Source organism: Streptomyces sp. 2P-4 (genome assembly GCF_030167965.1).
GTDB classification, from domain to species: Bacteria; Actinomycetota; Actinomycetes; order Streptomycetales; family Streptomycetaceae; genus Streptomyces; species Streptomyces globosus_A.
The window spans coordinates 1,412,371-1,431,764 of record NZ_CP095011.1 but is presented as its reverse complement, the minus strand read 5'-3'; the positions used below and the strand labels follow the sequence as shown (position 1 = coordinate 1,431,764).

Annotated in this window: 16 protein-coding genes and 1 pseudogene; 9 read left to right on the top strand and 8 right to left on the bottom strand. The window is 74.9% G+C overall.

The features are described from left to right. The first annotated feature begins 26 nt into the window (after window positions 1-26). The gene (locus MUK52_RS05880; RefSeq protein WP_246042433.1) at window positions 27-1,418 is read left to right on the top strand and encodes a nucleobase:cation symporter-2 family protein; all 1,392 of its coding nucleotides are present in this window, start codon (window positions 27-29) and stop codon (window positions 1,416-1,418) included. A 78-nt stretch (window positions 1,419-1,496) separates the two neighbouring features. Here MUK52_RS05880 and MUK52_RS05875 read toward each other — a convergent pair whose 3' ends face one another. The 4 genes from MUK52_RS05875 to MUK52_RS05860 all read right to left on the bottom strand — a co-directional run bounded on the left by MUK52_RS05875 (window position 1,497) and on the right by MUK52_RS05860 (window position 7,771). Further along, window positions 1,497-2,123: a 3'-5' exonuclease gene (locus MUK52_RS05875; protein WP_284574948.1), complete on the bottom strand. Its 627-nt coding sequence runs from the start codon at window positions 2,121-2,123 to the stop codon at window positions 1,497-1,499. A 1,570-nt stretch (window positions 2,124-3,693) separates the two neighbouring features. Further along, complete coding sequence (locus MUK52_RS05870; protein WP_246042435.1) at window positions 3,694-4,884, bottom strand: GDSL-type esterase/lipase family protein; 1,191 nt, start codon at window positions 4,882-4,884, stop codon at window positions 3,694-3,696. A 388-nt stretch (window positions 4,885-5,272) separates the two neighbouring features. After that, entirely contained in the window at window positions 5,273-6,892 is a 1,620-nt protein-coding gene (gene aceB / locus MUK52_RS05865) for a malate synthase A (RefSeq protein WP_284574947.1), read from the bottom strand. Window positions 6,893-7,201: 309 nt separating this feature from the next. Then, complete coding sequence (locus MUK52_RS05860) at window positions 7,202-7,771, bottom strand: nucleotidyltransferase family protein (protein ID WP_246042799.1); 570 nt, start codon at window positions 7,769-7,771, stop codon at window positions 7,202-7,204. A gap of 346 nt (window positions 7,772-8,117) precedes the next feature. On the opposite strand from MUK52_RS05860, the gene yczR reads away from it, so the two are divergent. From yczR to MUK52_RS05845, 3 genes and pseudogenes are all read left to right on the top strand, one after another. Continuing rightward, entirely contained in the window at window positions 8,118-9,611 is a 1,494-nt protein-coding gene (gene yczR / locus MUK52_RS05855) for a MocR-like transcription factor YczR (protein WP_114054874.1), read from the top strand. A gap of 144 nt (window positions 9,612-9,755) precedes the next feature. Next, a complete protein-coding gene (locus MUK52_RS05850) occupies window positions 9,756-9,890 on the top strand; it encodes a hypothetical protein (RefSeq protein WP_281277914.1) in 135 nt (44 codons plus the stop codon). A 17-nt stretch (window positions 9,891-9,907) separates the two neighbouring features. Further along, window positions 9,908-10,255, top strand: a pseudogene (locus MUK52_RS05845) (aldo/keto reductase); the annotation flags it as partial. Here MUK52_RS05845 and MUK52_RS05840 read toward each other — a convergent pair. Both MUK52_RS05840 and MUK52_RS05835 read right to left on the bottom strand, forming a co-directional pair. Continuing rightward, complete coding sequence (locus MUK52_RS05840; RefSeq protein WP_114054876.1) at window positions 10,239-10,868, bottom strand: response regulator; 630 nt, start codon at window positions 10,866-10,868, stop codon at window positions 10,239-10,241. The pseudogene MUK52_RS05845 and the gene MUK52_RS05840 sit on opposite strands and share 17 nt — an antisense overlap. Further along, the gene (locus MUK52_RS05835) at window positions 10,865-12,145 is read right to left on the bottom strand and encodes a sensor histidine kinase (protein ID WP_284574946.1); all 1,281 of its coding nucleotides are present in this window, start codon (window positions 12,143-12,145) and stop codon (window positions 10,865-10,867) included. Before MUK52_RS05835 ends, MUK52_RS05840 begins: the two co-directional genes overlap by 4 nt. 134 nt (window positions 12,146-12,279) lie before the next feature. Here MUK52_RS05835 and MUK52_RS05830 point away from each other — a divergent pair, with 134 nt between their 5' ends. Further along, window positions 12,280-13,407 carry an ABC transporter permease gene (locus MUK52_RS05830; RefSeq protein WP_284574945.1) on the top strand — a complete coding sequence of 376 codons (1,128 nt, stop codon included), beginning with the start codon at window positions 12,280-12,282 and terminating at the stop codon, window positions 13,405-13,407. Beyond that, window positions 13,404-14,087 (top strand): ABC transporter ATP-binding protein, encoded by a 684-nt coding sequence (locus MUK52_RS05825; RefSeq protein WP_114054879.1) that lies wholly within the window; start codon window positions 13,404-13,406, stop codon window positions 14,085-14,087. Before MUK52_RS05830 ends, MUK52_RS05825 begins: the two co-directional genes overlap by 4 nt. Before the next feature lie 51 nt (window positions 14,088-14,138). Here MUK52_RS05825 and MUK52_RS05820 read toward each other — a convergent pair whose 3' ends face one another. Further along, window positions 14,139-14,942, bottom strand: coding sequence for an IclR family transcriptional regulator (locus tag MUK52_RS05820; protein ID WP_114054880.1), 804 nt, complete (start codon window positions 14,940-14,942; stop codon window positions 14,139-14,141). A gap of 330 nt (window positions 14,943-15,272) precedes the next feature. Between MUK52_RS05820 and allB the strand changes: the two genes are divergently transcribed. Both allB and alc read left to right on the top strand, forming a co-directional pair. After that, complete coding sequence (gene allB / locus MUK52_RS05815) at window positions 15,273-16,613, top strand: allantoinase AllB (RefSeq protein WP_284574944.1); 1,341 nt, start codon at window positions 15,273-15,275, stop codon at window positions 16,611-16,613. 2 nt (window positions 16,614-16,615) lie between these two features. Beyond that, entirely contained in the window at window positions 16,616-17,734 is a 1,119-nt protein-coding gene (gene alc, locus MUK52_RS05810) for an allantoicase (RefSeq protein WP_114054882.1), read from the top strand. A 68-nt stretch (window positions 17,735-17,802) separates the two neighbouring features. Here the strand turns inward: alc and MUK52_RS05805 are convergent, their stop codons facing one another. Further along, window positions 17,803-18,543: an SDR family oxidoreductase gene (locus MUK52_RS05805; protein ID WP_246042437.1), complete on the bottom strand. Its 741-nt coding sequence runs from the start codon at window positions 18,541-18,543 to the stop codon at window positions 17,803-17,805. Between the two features lie 170 nt (window positions 18,544-18,713). On the opposite strand from MUK52_RS05805, the gene MUK52_RS05800 reads away from it, so the two are divergent. After that, window positions 18,714-19,331 carry a dihydrofolate reductase family protein gene (locus tag MUK52_RS05800; protein WP_114054884.1) on the top strand — a complete coding sequence of 206 codons (618 nt, stop codon included), beginning with the start codon at window positions 18,714-18,716 and terminating at the stop codon, window positions 19,329-19,331. The last annotated feature ends 63 nt before the right edge of the window (window positions 19,332-19,394 follow it).

The following is a 19,394-nucleotide window of genomic DNA, read 5'->3' as shown; positions in this document are numbered from 1 at the left end:
GACGTGTTAACCGACCGGAGGAAGCCGTGGCCCAACCGCCCAGGTTTCGCAAAGACGCAGCCGCCGCACCGGGGGAGAAGCACCCGGTCGACGAGACGCTCCCCCCGCTCAGGATGTTCACCAGCGGCCTCCAGCACGTGGCCGCCATGTACGCGGGCGTCGTCGCCCCACCCATGATCCTCGGCCCGGCCGTCGGGCTCACCCCCGGGGAGACGGCCTTCCTGATGGGCGCCTCACTCTTCACCGCCGGCATCGCCACCCTGCTCCAGACCCTCGGATTCTGGCGGATCGGCGCCCGGCTCCCCTTCGTCAACGGCGTCTCCTTCGCCGGCGTGACCCCGATGATCGCCATCGGCAAGGGCCGCGGCGAGGACGCCCTCCCCGTGATCTTCGGCGCGATCATCGTCGCCGGGGTGGTCGGCTTCCTCGCCGCCCCCTACTTCGGCAAGCTCGTCCGCTTCTTCCCGCCCGTCGTCACCGGCACCGTCATCACCCTCATCGGCGTCTCGCTGCTGCCCGTGGCCTTCAACTGGTCCCAGGGCGGGGACCGCACCGCCGCCGACTACGGCTCGATCCCGCACATAGGGCTCGCCGCGGCCACCCTCGTCATCGTCCTGCTGCTGCGCAGGCTCCTGCGCGGATTCCTCCGGCAGATCGCCATCCTCCTCGGCCTCGCCGCCGGCACCCTCCTCGCCATCCCCTTCGGCATGGCCGACTTCTCGCCCGTCGCGGACGCGCCCCTGCTCGGCTTCCCCACGCCCTTCCACTTCGGGGCACCGCAGTTCCAAGTCGCCGCCATCGTCTCGATGTGCCTCGTGATGCTGGTCTGCATGACGGAGTCCACCGCCGACATCCTCGCCCTCGGCCGCATCGTGGACCGCCCGGCCGACGCCCGCACCATCGAGGGCGGCCTGCGCGCCGACGCCCTCGGCAGCGCCGTCAGCCCCCTCTTCAACGGCTTCATGTGCAGCGCGTTCGCCCAGAACATCGGACTCGTCGCCATGACGAAGGTCCGCAGCCGGTTCGTCGTCGCCGCCGGCGGAGGCATCCTCATCCTGCTCGGCCTGTGCCCCGTCGCCGCGTCCGCCATCGGCGTGGTCCCGCTGCCCGTCCTCGGCGGCGCCGGCATCGTCCTCTTCGGGTCGGTCGCCGCCAGCGGCATCCAGACCCTGGCCGGGGCCGCGATGGAACGCGGCGAGAACGCCCTCATCGTCGCCGCGTCGGTGGGCATCGGACTGATCCCGATCGCTGCCCCGGACTTCTACCACGCCTTCCCCAAGGACCTGCTCGTCGTCCTGGACTCCGGCATCAGCACCGGCTGCGTGGCCGCCATCGTGCTGAACCTGGCCTTCAACCACCTCGGCGCCAAACGCGCCCAGGCCGCGGAACCCTGCCCGGACCCCCTGCCCGCCCACTGAACCCGGCCCCCGGCGGGGCGTACGCCACCCACTGCGGGCGTGGCGTACGCCCCGCCGCGCTGCCGTACCGGCACCCGGCTACGGGGCGCCGTCCGCGGACGCCGCGCCCGGGCCGGGCCACAGCATCAGGTTGCTCATCAACTCGGCCTGCTCGACGGCGTCGTCGAGGGCGTGGTGGGTGTGCCGGCGGCGCGAGCGCAGCCCGTACGGCATCCGCCCCTTGACGGCGGCCCGCAACGGGACCCGCGCCTTCACCGCGTACAGGGTCTTCATGTCCAGGCACCCGGAATGCCCGAACGGGCTGTCGCCGCCGAACCGCATCAGGTACCAGTACAGGAAGGTCCAGTCGAAGGAGGCCGGGTAGCCGCACATCACGGGCTGCGCCCCGGCGCCGGCGGCCACCTCGCGCACCCACGCCCGGAACGCGTCCATGGCCACCGCCGGGTCGCTGCCCTCGCGCACCAGCCGGTCGCGGTCGAGCCCGCTGACGGCGAGCGCCTCAGGGTCGTACGCGTCGCTGATGGGGCGCAGCTCCCGGTAGAAGTTCTGCCGCTCGGGGTCCGCGGGCGTGTAGGCGTCCCCGTCCTGCCGCCCGGCAACGGCGGCGCCGAAGCTGATCATCGAGTAGGGGCCGGGGATGGGGCCGTCGGCCTCGATGTCGACGGAGATGTAGAGGCTGGGACGTGCGGTACGGACTGCTGCCATGCGCGAGAGCATGCCAGCCGGTGGGTGCGCGGATCATCGGGATTTCGGGGCGGGGGCCGGCGGCGCGGGGCGGGGGAGGCGGCGGGGCGGGGGGTGGGCGGGGGCCGATGGGGCCGTGTCGGGGGTGTGACGGGGCAGCGGTGTGGGCGGGAGTCGATGGGTCGGGGTCGGGTGTGTGTCTGGGGGTGTCCCGGGCAGTTGATGGTGTCCGGGGCGTGCCGGTCCGTCAAGGGCGCGCCCGTTGGGCGCGTCGCTGCGCGATGGCCCTGGCGGGCCACCCTTGACCGACCGACCCGCCCCGGAGGCATTTTTTCTGCCGGGACGCCCCCAGGGGAACGGCCTGGGGGTACGTGGACCATTCAGGGCCATCAGAGCTGCCGCCCTCCCGCCCCGCAGGCCCCTTTCGCCCCACCGGCATCAGCCGACCCGCCGACGGAAGCCGGGTTGGGCTGTGACGTCGGGAAACGACGTCCAGAGCATCATCCGGAGACAGGAGCGCGTCGGATCGCTACGTGGGCGTCCTCGGCTCAGCGTCCGACGGCCGTCAGGGGCGGGGCGGCGCGGCCAGATCGCTACGTGGGCACCCTCGGCTCAGCGGCCATCGGCCGCCAGGGGCCGGGGCGCGCAGCAGATCCCCACGTGGGCACCCTCGGCTCAGCGACCGGCGGCCGTGGGGGCCGAGCGGCGCGACAGATCGCTACACGCCTCTGTCTGCACGGCGTCCGGCCGCCGCTTGGGGCCGCGAAGCGCCCCACCTCGCTGCGCGCTTCCCTCACCTCGGCGTCCGGCTGCCGTCCGGGGCGGCGAAGCGCACCGGCTCGCTCCGTGCTGCTCATCCTGTGGCGGCTGAAGGCCGTCGGGGGCGGCGAAGCGCCACCTGCCCGCTCCGCCCTCCTCGTATACCGGCGTCTGGCGGCAGAAGGCCCCTTCCGCCCCCGCCCCCTGCAATCCTGCGATCAGTCGCTGAGCCGGCGGCGCCCCTGTAGCGATCTGCAGCGCTGCCCGGCCCCTGACGGCCGTCGGACGCTGAGCCGAGGGCGCCCACGTAGCGATCCGACGCGCTCTCCTGTCTCCGGATGACGCCCTGGACATCGTTTCCCCACGTCACAGCCCACCCGGGCTCCCGCCGACAGGTCTGCTGATGCCGGTGGGACGGGACGCGGCCCGCGGGGCGGGAGGGCGGCGGCTCTGATGGCCCTGAATGGTCCAGGTACCCCCTGGCCGTTCCCCTGGGGGCGTCCCGGCAGAAAAAATGCCTCCGGGGCGGGTCGGTCGGTCAAGGGTGGCCCGAAGGGCCATCGCGCAGCGACGCGCCCAACGGGCGCGCCCTTGAGGGACCGGCCCGCCCCGGACACCATCAACTGCCCGGGACACCCCCAGTACCACTACCGACCCCGACCCATCGACTCCCGCCCACCCCGCCCCCCGCCTCGCGCTTCCGGTGCCGACTGGTCGGCTACCGCCGACCCCGGCCCCCCGCCGTCACCCTCCGACCGCGGCCGACCGGCATCCGCCGTCCCGCGTTCCGCCGTCGCACCCCCGACCCCGCACGCGCCGAAGCCCCGTTCCTCTACGGGGTCGGCGTGAGGTACATGCCCGTCTGGTCGGAGCCTGCCGTGTTCTTGCAGGTGTCCTTCGAGGTCGACGGGCGGGCTGCGGCCAGGGACAGGCAGCGGCCCAGGGCGAGTTGGCCGAAGTAGTTGGGGTGCATGGACTCCTGGATCAGGCCTTGCGTCTCGCTGCTGTCGATCCAGCGTGCCCACTCGCTTGTCTTCGCCGACGCCGGGGCGGTGGAGGTGACGTGCTTGCTGGCCTTCGCGCACACCTCGCGGCCCTGGAGCATGTCGCGGAGGTCCAGGAACTGGACGTTCTTCTGCGTCGCCACCGCCTTCAGCCGGTTCGCGATCTGCGGGACCAGCGAGTCCCGCGCCCAGTCCGAGTCGCGGTTCCAGAAGGGGCAGCCGCCCGTGTTCAGCCGGCTCCAGTCGCTCTGCGGGTAGCGGTTCTCCGCGCCGCGCGGGATCGGCGACGGGTAGGACTGGAGGACGATGCGGTACGAGGTGTCGGCGTAGCCGGCGCCGCGCATGACGGCGCGGATCTCGTCGACAGCCTTGCCGACGTTCGCCATGACCCCGTCGATCTTCCGGTCCACGCCGTACTGCTGGTCGTCGTGGCAGTAGGAGTTCCAGATGACGAAGTCGTACGCGCACGCCTGGATGATGTCGGCGAAGCCGAGGTCGTTGCCGCCGACGGACAGGGCGATGACCTTGACGTCGTGGCTGGCGGCGACGGCAGCCAGCTGGTCGGCCTGCGGCGCCTCCCCCCTGTACGGGACGCCGCCGCTCGCCGCGCGGAAGACGTTCGCGGTGGTCGCCCCCGAGCAGGCCAGGTTGACGGCGACGTCGGCGACCGGGCCGGCGCTGCGGCCCTCCGCGGAGTCGGAGCGGTGGCATCCGCCCGCGGTGGCGCCGTACACCTTCGAGGGGTCGTATACGGAACCGGACACCCAGGCGCGGTCGGTGCCGTTGCGGCTGCCGGTGTTGGTGAGGCTGTTGCCCTTCCAGCGTCCGGCCTCGCCGGAGATGTAGCTGTCGCCCATGGTCACGACGGCGGTAGGGCCGCCCTGCGGGGCGGCGGCCGCGGTGCCGGCGGTGCCGCCGGCCAGGGCGCCTGCGGCGAGCGGCAGGGCCATCCCGGCGACGGCCAACCGTCGCATCCGGCGGCGGGGCTCGGTGGTGGCGGCGGTGCGGAATCCGATCACGGCGGAACTCCTGCGGTAGGCCATGCCGGGGAGCCGGAGCGAACTCCGGGGCATGGCTGGGGACGTGGGGGAAACCGCCGGCCGGTGGCAGTCGGAAAGGTGACACGGGCCGTGTTGTTACCGCTAGGTAGCCGCAGATTACGATGCCGTAACGACCGACCGGTCGTTCGGCTGTGTGGATTCCGTTTCGAGGCCGTGCGTGCCGCGGCGGACTCCGCCGCCGGTCCCGCCGGGTCGCGGGACGCCGTGCGCGGGGGGCGCCAGGTGCCGCCGTGCGTCGTTCCGGCGCGTGTGCGGGCACGGAAAACGCCCCGTCCCCTGGCTCCTTGCGGGCCGGGGGCGGGGCGTCGTATCGCGGCGCCGGCGGGCGGGCGACAGCCGCCCAGGGTCAGCCGGTCAGGCGGTCGTAGGCCGGAAGCGTGAGGAAGTCGGCGTAGTCCGCGTCCAGGGAGACCTGGAGGAACAGGTCGTGCGCATCCTGCCAGCGGCCGGCGGTGAACGCCTCCTCGCCGATCTCCTCCCGGATGGCGGCCAGTTCGGCCTCCGCGACGCGGCGGGCCAGTTCGGCGGTGGCGCGCTCTCCGTTCTCGAAGACGACGCCCGCGTTGATCCACTGCCAGACCTGCGAGCGGGAGATCTCCGCGGTCGCCGCGTCCTCCATCAGGCCGAAGATGCCGACCGCGCCGAGGCCGCGCAGCCAGGCCTCGATGTAGCGGATGCCGACCTGCACGGCGCCCACCAGGCCCTCGTAGGTGGGCTTGGCGTCCAGCGAGTCGATCGCGATGAGCTCGCCGGGGGCCACCGACACGTCCTCGCGGAGCCGGTCCTTCTGGTTCGGCTTGTCGCCGAGCACCGCGTCGAACGACGCCATGGCGATCGGGACCAGGTCGGGGTGGGCGACCCAGGAGCCGTCGAAGCCGTCGTTCGCCTCGCGGTCCTTGTCTGCCTTGACCTTCTCGAACGCGATGCGGTTGGCCTCGGCGTCCTTGCGGGAGGGGATGAACGCCGCCATGCCGCCGATCGCGTGTGCGCCGCGCTTGTGGCAGGTGCGCACGAGCAGTTCGGTGTACGCGCGCATGAACGGGGCGGTCATCGTGACCGCGTTGCGGTCGGGGAGGACGAACTTCTCCCCGCCGTCGCGGAAGTTCTTCACGATGGAGAACAGGTAGTCCCAGCGCCCCGCGTTCAGGCCGGCCGCGTGGTCGCGCAGCTCGTAGAGGATCTCCTCCATCTCGTACGCGGCCGTGATGGTCTCGATGAGGACCGTGGCGCGGACGGTGCCCTGCGGGATGCCCACGTAGTCCTGGGCGAAGACGAAGATGTCGTTCCAGAGGCGCGCCTCCAGGTGGGACTCCGTCTTCGGCAGGTAGAAGTAGGGCCCCTTGCCGAGGTCGATCAGGCGCTGCGCGTTGTGGAAGAAGTACAGGCCGAAGTCCACCAGCGCGCCGGGGACGGCCCGCCCGTCGACGGTGAGGTGGCGCTCCTCCAGGTGCCAGCCGCGGGGCCGCATCACGACCGTCGCGAGCTGCTCGGCCGGCTTCAGGGCGTACGACTTGCCCGTGCGCGGGTCGGTGAAGTCGATGCGGCGCTCGTAGGCGTCGATCAGGTTGAGCTGGCCGAGGACCACGTTCTCCCAGGTCGGCGCGGAGGCGTCCTCGAAGTCGGCCAGCCAGACGCGGGCGCCCGAGTTCAGCGCGTTGACGGTCATCTTGCGGTCGGTGGGGCCGGTGATCTCCACACGGCGGTCGTTCAGGGCGGCCGGGGCCGGTGCGACCTGCCACTCGCCCTCGCGGACCTGTGCGGTGTCCGGGAGGAAGTCGAGGTGGGAGGTGCGGGCGATCTCTGCGCGACGCGCTGCGCGGCGGGCGAGGAGCTCGTCCCGGCGGGGGGTGAACCGCCGGTGGAGCTCGGCCACGAAGGTGAGGGCGGCCTCGGTCAGGACCTCGTCCTGGCGGGGCAGCGGCTCCGCGTCGACAAGGGCCGGCGACGACGGCGCTGGTGCGGACATGTCTGTCACTCCTTCAGCGGCGGTGCCTTGCGGCCGCGGGGGGAATGCTCGCGTGGGGCGGCACGCAGTGCCGCCGGGGGTGGAGAGTTCCTGAGTACGGTCGCCGGCGCCGTCTGGGGGTTCAGGGCGCTTCTGACCAGTGGATAGTAATTTCCTTATGGTGGAAGTTCAATGGTTTGTTGATGTCGAGATTCTCCGAGTCGACAGACCACCCCCGCCCGTGGCCCTCAGTGCCATACCGGTCACGCACCGCGCGGGCCCCGCACGCGGGGCCCGCGCCGCCCCGCTCCTGCCCGGCGCCGCCTCCCCTCACCCCAGGCGCGCCAGGTCGGCGGGCGTGTCGATGTCGTACGCCTCCGCCACGTCCCCGCACTCCACCAGCACCAGCTCGGCGGCGTGTCGCGCCAGGTGCACCCGCGCGCCGCGGTCGCCCTCCGCCGTCGCCGCGATGTCCGCCCAGCGGTCCGCGCCGAACAGCACCGGATGCCCCCGCTCCCCGCCGTACGCGGCCGCCGCCAGACCGGCCGGCGACCGGTACGCCCGCCGCACCCGGGCCACCGCCTCGGCCCCGATGCCCGGCTGGTCCACCAGCGACACCAGGGCCGCGCCGGCCCCCGTACCGGCGAGCGAGGCCAGGCCCGCCCGCAGCGAGGAGCCCATGCCCTCGGCCCAGTCGGGGTTGTCGACGACGACGCAGCCGGAGAGGTCGGCCCGCTCCCGCACCTCGGCCGCCGACGCGCCGAGCACCACGTGCACCGGACGGCAGCCCGCCTCGCGCAGCACCCGCACGGCGTTCTCGACGAGCGGCCGCCCCCGGTAGGGCAGCAGTGCCTTCGGGCGGCCGCCGAGGCGCCGCCCGCCCCCGGCGGCGAGCAGCAGCCCCGCGACCGGGGCGGCGGAGGCGGAGGCGGAGGCGGCGTCGGGGGCGGCGCCGGCGTCCGCGGCGGGCGTGGGCGCGGGCGCGGGATCGCCGCGGTGGGCGGACCGGTCGGACGGGACGGCCGCCGCCGGCGGGCGGCTCGGGTTGGCTGGCATGGCAGCGATTGTCGCCCCGACGCCCCGTCCGCGCCCGCCCCGTCCGGCACGCGGCGCGCCCGCCGCCCCCGGCCCGCCCGCCGCCGCCCGCTCCCGCCCCGGTATCTCCTTGCCAACGGGTGCCCCGTCCGGCGAGTCTGGACCTTGATCGGCCCGATCGGCGCGGCCGCCGGGGGAGGCAGGGGACGGCATGGCGGACGGGCGAGTGGTCCGGACGGCGGACAGGACGATCGGCAGCCGCCGCCTCGCGTCCCTCCTGCCCGCCGACGTCCGCGCCCGCCCCCGCTACCGGGCGCTCGCCGAGGCGGTGCGCAGCCTGGTCCTCGACGGCCGGATCCCCCTCCACGTCCGGCTGCCCGCGGAACGGGAGCTCGCCGAGGCCCTCGGTGCCAGCCGGGCCACCGTCACCGCCGCGTACGACCTGCTGCGCGGCAGCGGCTACGCCCGCAGCCGGCGCGGCTCCGGCACCTGGACCGAGCTGCCCGAGGGCCACGGGCCCGTCGGCGGGTTCCACCTCGCCGCGGCGGCCGCCGCCGACGCCGACGGCGCGGGCGGGCCGCCCGTCGACCTGGCCGTCGCCGCCATGGGCGCCCCCGCCGACCTCCTCGCCGACGCCCTCGCGCGCGCCGCGCAGCGGCTGCCCGAGTTCGCGGCCCAGCCCGGCTACCACCCCTTCGGCCTGCCCGAGCTGCGGGCCGCGGTCGCCGCCCGGTTCACCCGCCGCGGCCTGCCCACCCGCCCCGGGCAGATCCTCGTCACCTCCGGGGCCCAGCAGGCCCTCAGCCTGGTCACCGCCCTGCTCTGCCGGCCCGGCGACCGGGTCCTCGCCGAGAACCCCACCTACCCGAACGCCCTCGACGCCCTGCGGCAGGCCGGCCTGCGCACGGGCCCGGTGCCCGTCTCCGACGACGGCTGGGATCTGGAGGCCGCCGAGTCGGCCCTGCGCGGGACCGCGCCGCGGCTGGCGTACACGATCCCGGACTTCCACAACCCGACCGGCACCCTGATGCCGCCCGAGCAGCGGCTGCGGCTGATGGCGGCGGCCCGCGCCGCCGGGGCCTGGCTCGTCGTCGACGAGACCGTCGCCGACATCGCCCTCGACGTGCCCGCCCCCGCCCCGACGGCCTCGCTCGGCGCGCGCGGCGCCGCGGACCACGTCCTCACGATCGGCTCGCTCAGCAAGACGCACTGGGGCGGCATACGCGTCGGCTGGGTGCGGGCCGCGGAGAAGGTCGTCAACGAGCTCGCCACGGTGCGGGTCGCCGCGGACATGTCCGGATCCGTCCTCGACCAGCTGGTCGCCCTCACCTTCCTGGACGGAGCCGACGACGCCCTGCCCGAGCGCCTCGCCCGGCTGCGCTCACGCCGCGCCGCCCTCGTACGCTGCCTGGAGCGGTATGCCCCGCAGTGGTCCTGGCGGGTGCCGCCGGGCGGCCTCTCGCTCTGGATCGACCTGGGCGAACCGGTCGCGTCCGCACTGGCCGAGCGGGCCGCCGGGGCGGGGGTGTACGTCAGCCGCGGCGCCCGATTCGGCGTCGACCCGGGCACCTTCGCACACCGGGTCCGGATCCCGTACACGCTGCCCGAGGACCGGCTGGAGGACGGCGTGCGCCGCCTCGCGGCGGCGTTCCACGACGGCATCCCGCTCACCCCGTCGGTCGAGCGGCCCCACTGGGTGGCCTGACCGGGGAGAGGGGCGCGGGGCACGGGGCACGGCCCGGCGTCAAGACCCGCGATCCCGCGGCATGACGCCGCCCCCGCCGGCCGGGTCCCCTGGAGGCACGGCCCCCGCCCGCGGGGCCGACACCCCGCCACCCGAGGAGCCCCCATGCCCCGCCCGAGCCTCCGCACCGCCCTTGCGGCCGCCGCGACCGTCCTGGGCGCCGCCGCTGCCGCGCTGTCCTCCGGCGTCTTCGCCGGCCCGGCGGCCCACGTCGGAAGCCTCCTGGCCGCCGCTGTCTGAGTGGTCGAATCCGTAGAATCCAGAACATGTACGGCATCGGCGCATCACCCGAGCAGAAGGAGTTCCTGGACCTCTGCGGCGAGCAGGGCATCGCCTTCGTGCCGTTCTACTCGATCGCCGGCGCCGGACGCACCGCCGGTGCGACCGCCGGCCACCGCCCGGAGGTGCACGCCGCCGCCCGCACCCACGGCGTGAGCGCGGCCCAGATCCGGCTGGCGTGGACGCTCCACCAGGGCCCCCACGTCCTGGCCATCCCCGGCACCGGCGACCCCGGCCACCTCACCCAGAACGTCGCCGCCGGCTCCCTGCGCCTGTCGGCGGAAGAACTCACCGCCCTGGAGCCGGCCGCTAAGGCGTCCGGATGAGGCGGCGGGCCGCGGCCGCCGCCACCGCCGCCGTACGGGAGTCCACGCCGAGCTTGGCGTACACGTGCACCAGGTGCGACTTGACCGTGGCCTGGCTCAGGAACAGCCGCTTGGAGATCTGCTGGTTGGACAGCCCGTCGGCGACCAGCTGCAGCACCTCCAGCTCCCGCTTCGTCAGCGCCTCCGTGGGCGTCCGCATCCGGTCCATCAGCCGCAGCGCCACCGCCGGCGCCAGCGCCGACTGGCCCGCCGCGGCCGTGCGCACCGCCGCCGCGAGCTCCTCGGGCGGGGCGTCCTTCAGCAGGTAGCCGGAGGCGCCCGCCTCGACCGCCGCGAGGATGTCCGCGTCCGTGTCGTACGTGGTCAGCACCAGCACCCGGGGTGCGCCCGCCCGGGCCGTGATCGCGGCCGTGGCCGCCGAGCCGTGCATGCCCGCGCCGAACTGGAGGTCCATCAGGACGACGTCCACCGGCTCCGAGGCCGCCAGCTCCACGGCCCGCTCGGCCGTCGCCGCCTCCGCGACCACCGTGAAGTCGGGTTCGGTGTCCAGCACCGCGCGCAGCCCGGCCCGCACCACCGGGTGGTCGTCGGCCAGCAGCAGCCGGATCGTCATCGGGGGACCTCCCTGTCCGTGGGGCCGGTGGCTGCGCCCCCGGCCGGCGGCTCCGCCTCCGCGGGCAGCGGCAGCGTGACGGCGACGGCAGTGCCCTGCCCGGGTGCCGACTCCACGGTGAACAGCCCGCCGAGCGACTCGGCGCGCGCCCGCATGGCGGGCAGCCCGAAGCCGCCGTCGCCGCGCGGGGCGCCCGCCGGGTCGAAGCCGGACCCGTCGTCGACGACGTCGAGCGTCACCGAGGCGTCCATGAAGGTCAGCGTGATCTCGGCGCGCCCGGCCCCGGCGTGGCGGACCACGTTCGCCAGCGCAGACTGCGCGATCCGCAGCAGCGCGACCTCGTACGGGGTGGGCAGCGCCCGCGGGGTGCCGCTGAGCGAGAAGCGGGCCTGCGGGGCCGCGGCGCACAGCCGCTCCAGCGCGGCGGCCAGCGAGCCGCGCTCCAGGTCCGGCGGGGTCAGCGCCCGTACGAACCGGCGGGCCTCGGCGAGGTTCTCCTGGGCGGCGGCCCGGGCCCGGCCGATGTGCTCCAGGGCGGGCGCCAGCGCGGGGTCGCCGCCGGGCAGCGCCCGCTCCGCGGCGCGCAGCAGGAGCTGGATGGAGGACAGGCCCTGGGCGAGGGTGTCGTGGATCTCCCGGGCGAGCCGCTCCCGCTCGGCGGTGGTGCCCGCGGCCCGTTCGGCCGCCGCGAGCTCGGCCCGGGTCGCGATGAGCTCCTCGATCAGCCGGCGGCGGTGTTCGCTCTCCCGGTAGAGGGCCTGGTAGCCCAGGACGGTCGCGACCGCCACGGCGGCGCCGAGCAGCGGCCCGAGGAAGGCGCCGGGCCGGAGGGTGCCGCTGTGCGCGGCGAACGAGCCGATGGCCGCGCAGGCCGTCAGCGCGACCGCCGCGACGGCCCAGCGCAGCCGCAGCAGGTGCAGTTCGAGGAAGTACAGGGGGAACGCGATCCACAGCGCGTCGGGGGAGAGCACCAGCAGCAGCGCCCACACCGCGCCCAGCGCACCGAGCCAGACGGCCCCGGCGCGCGCCGACGCGTGGACGGCCGGGGCCCGGACCCCGGCGCCGTAGACGGCGGCGAGGAGGGCGCAGGCGGCGGCCGTCCAGGCGGCGTGGGGTGCGGCTTCGGCGAAGGCGCGTCCCGCGGCGAGGACGAGCAGCCCGGCCAGCAGCCCGTGCAGGCACAGCCGGAGCAGGCGGGCGACGGGTGTCAGCGGGCGCCCGGCGAGGGGCGCCGGGGGAGCGGGGGCCGGGGGCGTGGCGGGGTGTGGAGCAGGCATGGCCCGTCCAGCGTATGCGCGTCCGCCCCCGGGTCCCTTCAATCAAAAGTTTGATGTCGGGGTGCGACCTTCGATACGGGGAACGCTCCCCGGGCACGATGCCCCGGCGGGGCCTGGGCGGCCAGGGTGGGGGCATGTTCGTCGCTTGGAGAGATCTGCGGTTCGCAAAGGGCCGCTTCGCGCTCATGGGGTCGGTCGTCGTGCTGGTCACGCTGCTGGTCGGCCTGCTGTCGGGGCTGACTGCCGGCCTGGCCCGGGAGAACGTCTCGGCGATCACCGGGCTGCCCGCCTCACATGTGGCCTTCGCCGACCCACCGGGGCAGCAGGAGGTGTCGTTCACCCGCTCCCGGGTCACCGAGGAGGCCTGGCGGGCGTGGCGGGACACGCCCGGGGTGCGGTCCGCCGACCCGCTCGGCATCCGCACCACCGACGCCGCGGCGGGGGAGCGCACCGCGGCGGTGTCCGTGTTCGGCGTGGAGCCGGGCGGCCCGCTCGCCCCTGCCGCCGGCGGCGGCCCCGGTCCGGGCCGGGTGGTCCTGACCGAGCAGGCGGCAGAGGAGCTCGGCGGGCTCACCGCCGGCTCCCGGCTGGCCGTCGGCCCGCTGGAGCTGACCGTCGCCGCCGTCGCCGGCACCGCCGCGTACAGCCACACGCCCGTCGTGTGGGCGGACCTGGACGACTGGCAGCGCCTCGGCACCCCGGGCGCCGTCCCCGGCACGGCTCCCGCCACGGCCCCCGGCGGGGGATCCGGCAGGGCCGCCACCGTCATCGCGGTCGACGCCTCCGCCGGCGCCGGGCTCGCCGCGGCCGACCGGGCCGCCGGGACCACCGCGCGGACCGTCGAGGACGCCCTCGGCGCCATCGGCTCCTACCGGTCCGAGAACGGCTCGCTCCAGCTGATGCGCGGCTTCCTCTTCGCCATCTCCGCCCTCGTCACCGGGGCCTTCTTCACCGTGTGGACCATCCAGCGCAGCGGCGACGTCGCCGTCCTGAAGGCGCTCGGCGCCTCCACCCCCTACCTGCTGCGCGACGCCCTCGGCCAGGCCGTGGTGATGCTCGCGCTCGGCACCGGCCTCGGCACCGCCCTGGCCGCCGGCCTCGGCGCGCTGATCAGCGGCGGCGACGTCCCGTTCGTCCTCGACGCCGGCACCGTGCTGTTCCCGGCCGCCGTCATGATCGTGCTCGGTGCGCTCGGCGCCGCGCTGTCCATCCGGCGGATCACCGCCGTCGACCCCCTGACCGCCCTCGGGAGCGCCCGATGACCCTGCTGGTGCACGACGCCACCCTCACCTACCCGGACGGCGAGGGCCGGCTCACCGCCCTCGACGCCGTCGCCCTGGAGGTCCCCGCGGGCACCCTCACCGCCGTCGTCGGGCCCTCCGGCTCCGGGAAGTCCAGCCTGCTGGCGGTCGCCGCCACCCTCGTGACCCCGGACTCCGGGCGGGTCGTGGTGGCCGGGCGGGACACCTCGCGGCTCACCCCGGCCGAGAAGGCGGCGCTGCGCCGCGAGGAGATCGGCATCGTCTTCCAGCAGCCCAACCTGCTGCCGTCGCTGACCGCCGCCGAGCAGCTGCTGGCGATGGCGCACCTCTCCGGGCGCCCGCCGCGGGCGCTGCGCCGCCGGGCCCTGGAGCTGCTGGACGCGGTCGGGCTCGCCGACAAGGCCGGCAGGCGCCCCCACCAGCTCTCCGGCGGGCAGCGCCAGCGCGTGAACATCGCCCGCGCGCTGATGAACGAGCCCTCGGTGCTCCTGGTCGACGAGCCCACCAGCGCCCTCGACCACGAGCGCGGCGCGGCCGTGCTCGACCTGCTCGCCGCCCTCACCCGGGAGCGGTCCACGGCCACGGTGCTGGTCACGCACGACCGCACCCACCTGGAGCGGGCGGACCGCACGGCGGTGATGGCGGACGGCAGGCTGACGGAGCCGCTGCCGGCCGCGTGACCCGACCCCGGTGCAGGCCCGTGCGGGAGCCCCCGCACGGGCCTCGGCGCGCTACGCGGGGCTCTGGCTCTGCAGGGCCACGGACAGCTCGGCCGCCACGTTCTGCAGGATCGGCACGATGGACGGGGTCAGGTCCTCGGTGACCCGGCCCGCCGGACCCGAGATGGAGATCGCGGCGGCGGTCGGCGAGTCCGGCACCGACACGGCCAGGCAGCGGACCCCTATCTCCTGCTCGTTGTCGTCGACCGCGTAGCCCAGCTTGCGCACCTGCTCCAGGGCCTCCAGGAAGCCCTCGGGCGTGGTGATCGTCTTCTCGGTGGCCGCGGGCATCCCGGTCCGGGCGAGCAGGGCGCGGACCTCGTCCGCCGGGGTGTGGGCCAGGAGGGCCTTGCCGACGCCCGTGGAGTGCGGCAGCACGCGCCGGCCCACCTCGGTGAACATGCGCATGGAGTGCTTGGACGGCACCTGCGCCACGTACACGATCTCGTCGCCGTCGAGCAGCGCCATGTTGGCGGTCTCGCCGGTCTCCTCGACCAGCCGGGCCAGGTACGGGCGGGCCCAGGTGCCCAGCAGGCGCGACGCGGACTCGCCGAGGCGGATCAGTCGGGGGCCGAGGGAGTACCGTCGGTTGGGCTGCTGGCGTACGTAGCCGCAGGCGACGAGGGTGCGCATCAGGCGGTGGATCGTCGGCAGCGGCAGACCGCTGGCGGTGGAGAGCTCGCTCAGGCCGACCTCGCCGCCGGCGTCGGCCATGCGCTCGAGCAGGTCGAAGGCGCGCTCAAGGGACTGGACGCCACCGCTGCCGGCGGTGGGCTTGGCGGAAGCGTCGGTGGTGCTGGCGCTGGACGTCGGCACGGCGCGGTCCTTTCGGTGCTGGCAGGCAAGGAAGCAGCCTACCGGTCGGTCGGCGCCGGCCCCAGTTCCGGGTGGGCGCCGTCCTCGCCGGTCAGAGCGGGTTTGTCCGAGTGGCGGAGGTGGTCGGGAAGCTACCCGTCCGCCTCCCGGCGGCGATAGCTACATTCTGGATAGCGAAAACATCATTCCATCCTGTGGAAACCTCCAATTGCACCATCGGCGTGTCGGTGCAGTGCCACGGCGCTCTTGACTGGGCCCCGGATCGGCGTGAAGACTCCGTCAACAGAACGTTGAATTTCACTCTGTGGAAGTAGATGGGGAGGTTCCGGCGTGTCCGACGACGTGGAACTGGTACTGCGCTCGACCCGCGTCATCACGCCCGAGGGGACGCGCGCCGCCTCGGTGGCCGTCGCCGCCGGGAAGATCGCCGCCGTGCTGCCCCACGAGGCGCCCGTGCCCGCCGGCGCCCGCCTGGAGGACTTCGGGGACGACGTCCTCCTCCCCGGCCTGGTGGACACCCACGTCCACGTCAACGACCCCGGCCGCACCGAGTGGGAGGGCTTCTGGACGGCCACCCGCGCCGCCGCGGCCGGGGGCATCACGACGATCCTCGACATGCCGCTGAACTCCCTCCCCCCGACCACCACCACCGCGAACCTCGCCGTCAAGCAGGAGGCGGCCCGCACCAAGGCGCACGTCGACGTCGGCTTCTGGGGCGGCGCCCTGCCCGACAACACCAAGGACCTCCGCCCCCTGCACGACGCCGGCGTCTTCGGCTTCAAGTGCTTCCTGTCGCCCTCCGGCGTCGACGAGTTCCCGCAGCTCGACCAGGAGCAGCTCGCCGCGGCCCTCGCCGAGATCAGCGGCTTCGGCGGCCTGATGATCGTGCACGCCGAGGACCCGCACCACCTGGACTCCGCGCCCGTCGTCCCCGGCCCCAGGTATGCCGACTTCCTTGCCTCCCGGCCGCGCGCCGCCGAGAACACCGCGATCGAGAACCTGATCGCCCAGGCCCGCCGCCTCGACGCCCGCGTCCACGTCCTGCACCTCTCCTCCAGTGACGCGCTCCCCGTGATCGCGGCCGCCCGCGCCGAGGGCGTGCGCATCACCGCCGAGTCCTGCCCGCACTACCTCACCCTGACGGCCGAGGAGGTCCCGGACGGCGCCAGCGAGTTCAAGTGCTGCCCGCCCATCCGCGAGGCCGCCAACCAGGACCTGCTGTGGGAGGCGCTCGCCGACGGCACCATCGACTGCATCGTCTCGGACCACTCGCCGTCCACCGCCGACCTCAAGACGGCCGACTTCTCCACCGCCTGGGGCGGCATCTCCTCCCTCCAGCTCGGCCTTCCGGCCATCTGGACCGAGGCCCGCCGCCGCGGCCGCACCCTGGAGGACGTCGCCCGCTGGATGTCCACCGCCCCCGCCCGCCTCGCGGGCCTCGGCCGCAAGGGCGCCATCGAGGCCGGCCGCGACGCCGACTTCGCCGTCCTGGCCCCCGACGAGACCTTCACCGTGGACCCGGCCGAGCTCCACCACCGCAACCAGGTCACGGCGTACGCGGGCAGGACCCTGTACGGCGTCGTGCGGTCCACCTGGCTGCGCGGTGTGCGGATCGCCGACCACGGCACCCCCACCGAGCCCACCGGCCGACTCCTCGAAAGGCAGAACTGACAGTGGCGATCCCTTCCTTCACCGGCAACGCGAACCCGTACGGGGGAGGCGACCCGTACGCCGACTACCGCACGGCCGAGTTCCCGTTCACCCAGTACGCGAACCTCGCCGACCGGCAGCTCGGCGCCGGTGTGATCGCCGCGAACGACGAGTTCTTCGCCCAGCGGGAGAACCTCCTCGTCCCCGAGCCCGCCGAGTTCGACCCCGAGCACTTCGGCCACAAGGGCAAGGTCATGGACGGCTGGGAGACCCGCCGCCGCCGCGGCGCCTCCGCCGAGCACCCCTGGCCCGCCGCCGACGACCACGACTGGGCGCTCGTACGCCTGGGCGCGCCCGGCGTCATCCGCGGCATCGTCGTCGACACCGCCCACTTCCGCGGCAACATGCCGCAGGCCGTCTCCGTCGAGGGCGCCAACTGGACGGGCGCCCAGGCCCCGACCCCGCAGGACCTCCTCGCCGACGGCGTGAAGTGGACCACCCTCGTGCCCCGCACCCCGGTCGGCGGGCACGCCGCCAACGGCTTCGCGGTCGACGCCGAGCAGCGCTTCACCCACCTGCGGGTCAACCAGCACCCGGACGGCGGCATCGCCCGCCTGCGCGTCCACGGCGAGGTGCTGCCCGACCCCGCGTGGCTGGCGGCCCTCGGCTCCTTCGACGTCGTCGCCCTGGAGAACGGCGGCGCCGTCCAGGACGCCTCCAACCGCTTCTACTCCCCGCCGACCAACACCATCAACCCGGGCCGCTCCCGCAAGATGGACGACGGCTGGGAGACCGCCCGCCGCCGCGACCAGGGCAACGACTGGATCCGCTACCGGCTCGCCGCCGAGTCCGAGATCCGCGCCGTCGAGATCGACACCGCCTACCTCAAGGGCAACTCGGCCGGCTGGGCCTCGCTGTCCGTGCGCACCGGCGAGGACGGCGAGTGGACGGAGTTCCTGCCGCGCACCCGCCTGCAGCCCGACACGAACCACCGCTTCGTGCTGGACGCCCCGGCGGTCGGCACCCACGTCCGGATCGACATCTTCCCCGACGGCGGGTTCTCCCGCCTGCGCCTGTTCGGCTCCCTGACGGAGGCGGGCACGGCCGCCCTCACCGCCCGCCACCAGGAACTGGGCGGCTGACGGCCCGGCCCCCAGCCGCCCGGCCGCCGCGGGGGCCGACACCCCCGCGGCGCGCGGGCCGCGCCGCACTACACGGCGTGGCCGCCGTCCACCGAGAACTCCGCTCCCGTCACGTAGCCGGCCTCCGGGCCCGCCAGGAACGACACGACGGCGGCCACCTCGTCCGGCGTGCCGAACCGGCCGAGGGCCGTCGCCTCGCTCTGCGGGGCGGCGTACGGCCCGTCCGCCGGGTTCATGTCCGTGTCGACGGGGCCGGGGTGGACCAGGTTCGCGGTGATGCCCCGCCCGCCGAGCTCCCGGGCCAGGCCCTTCGTCAGGCCGGTCAGCGCCGCCTTGCTCATCGCGTACAGGGTGCCGCCCGGCGCGGTCACCCGCTGCACCAGGCAGCTGCCGACGGTGATGATGCGGCCCCCGGCCCCCATGCGGCCGGCCGCCGCCTGCGCCGTCACGAACGCGCCGCGCACGTTGACGGCGAGCACACGGTCCACGTCGGCCGCGGCCAGGTCCTCCAGCGGGCCGAGCACGCCGATCGCGGCGTTGTTGACCAGGACGTCGATCCGGCCCAGTCCGTCCACGGCCGCCGCCACCGCTCCGGCCGCCTGCCCCGCGTCCCCGGCATCGGCGCGTACCGCCAGGGCGCGCCGGCCCATGGCCTCGATCCGGGCGGCGACTGCGGCGGCTGCGTCCGCCGACGCCCCGCTCACGTAGGTGAGGGCCACGTCCGCGCCGTCCTCCGCCAGGCGCAGCGCGGTCGCCGCCCCGATGCCCCGGCTGCCGCCCGTCACGAGGGCCACTCTGTTCGCGTTCACGGTGTTCCTTCCTCCCGCTGAATCGTTGACGCTTCAATGAAACGTCGCGGGGTGGGCGGGCGTCCGGCAGGAATCCGACCTGGAGTCCGTGCGTGCCGCACGGCCGCGCCCGGCGCGGGCGGGGACCCTGGTGCGGTGCAGGCGACACCGACCCGAAGGAGCGCCCGGCCATGGCCAAGCTGACCCTGACCACCTTCCTCACCCTCGACGGCGTGATGCAGGCCCCGGGCGGGCCCGCCGAGGACCCCAGCGGCGGCTTCGAGTACGGCGGCTGGCTGGTGCCCTACGCCGACGACGGCATGGCGCAGTTCATGACCGAGGTGTTCGACCGGGTCGGGGCCTTCCTCCTCGGCCGGCGGACCTACGACATCTTCGCCGGGTACTGGCCGCAGGTCACCGACCCGGCGGACCCCATCGCCGGCCGGCTCAACACACTCCCCAAGTACGTGGCCTCGACCACCCTGGCCGACCCCCGGTGGGCCGGGACGACCGTCATCGACGGCGAGAACCTGCAGAGCGAGATCGTCCGCGTCAAGGACGCCCTCCCGGCCGACCGCGAACTCCAGGTGCACGGCAGCGGCATGCTGGCCCAGTGGCTGCTGGCCCGCGACCTCGTCGACGAGATGAACCTGCTCGTCTTCCCCGTCTACCTGGGGGCCGGCCGCCGGCTCTTCCCCCGCGGCGGCCTGCCGACCGCCTGCGAGCTCACCGCCTCCCGCACCACCGCCGCGGGCACCGCCATCCACACCTACCGCCGCACCGGCCGCGCCTCCTTCGGCACCTTCTGACCCGCCCCCGCCGCGGCGCCGCAACGCCCGCACAGTGGCCGGAAACGGGCGGGCCCGCGGATC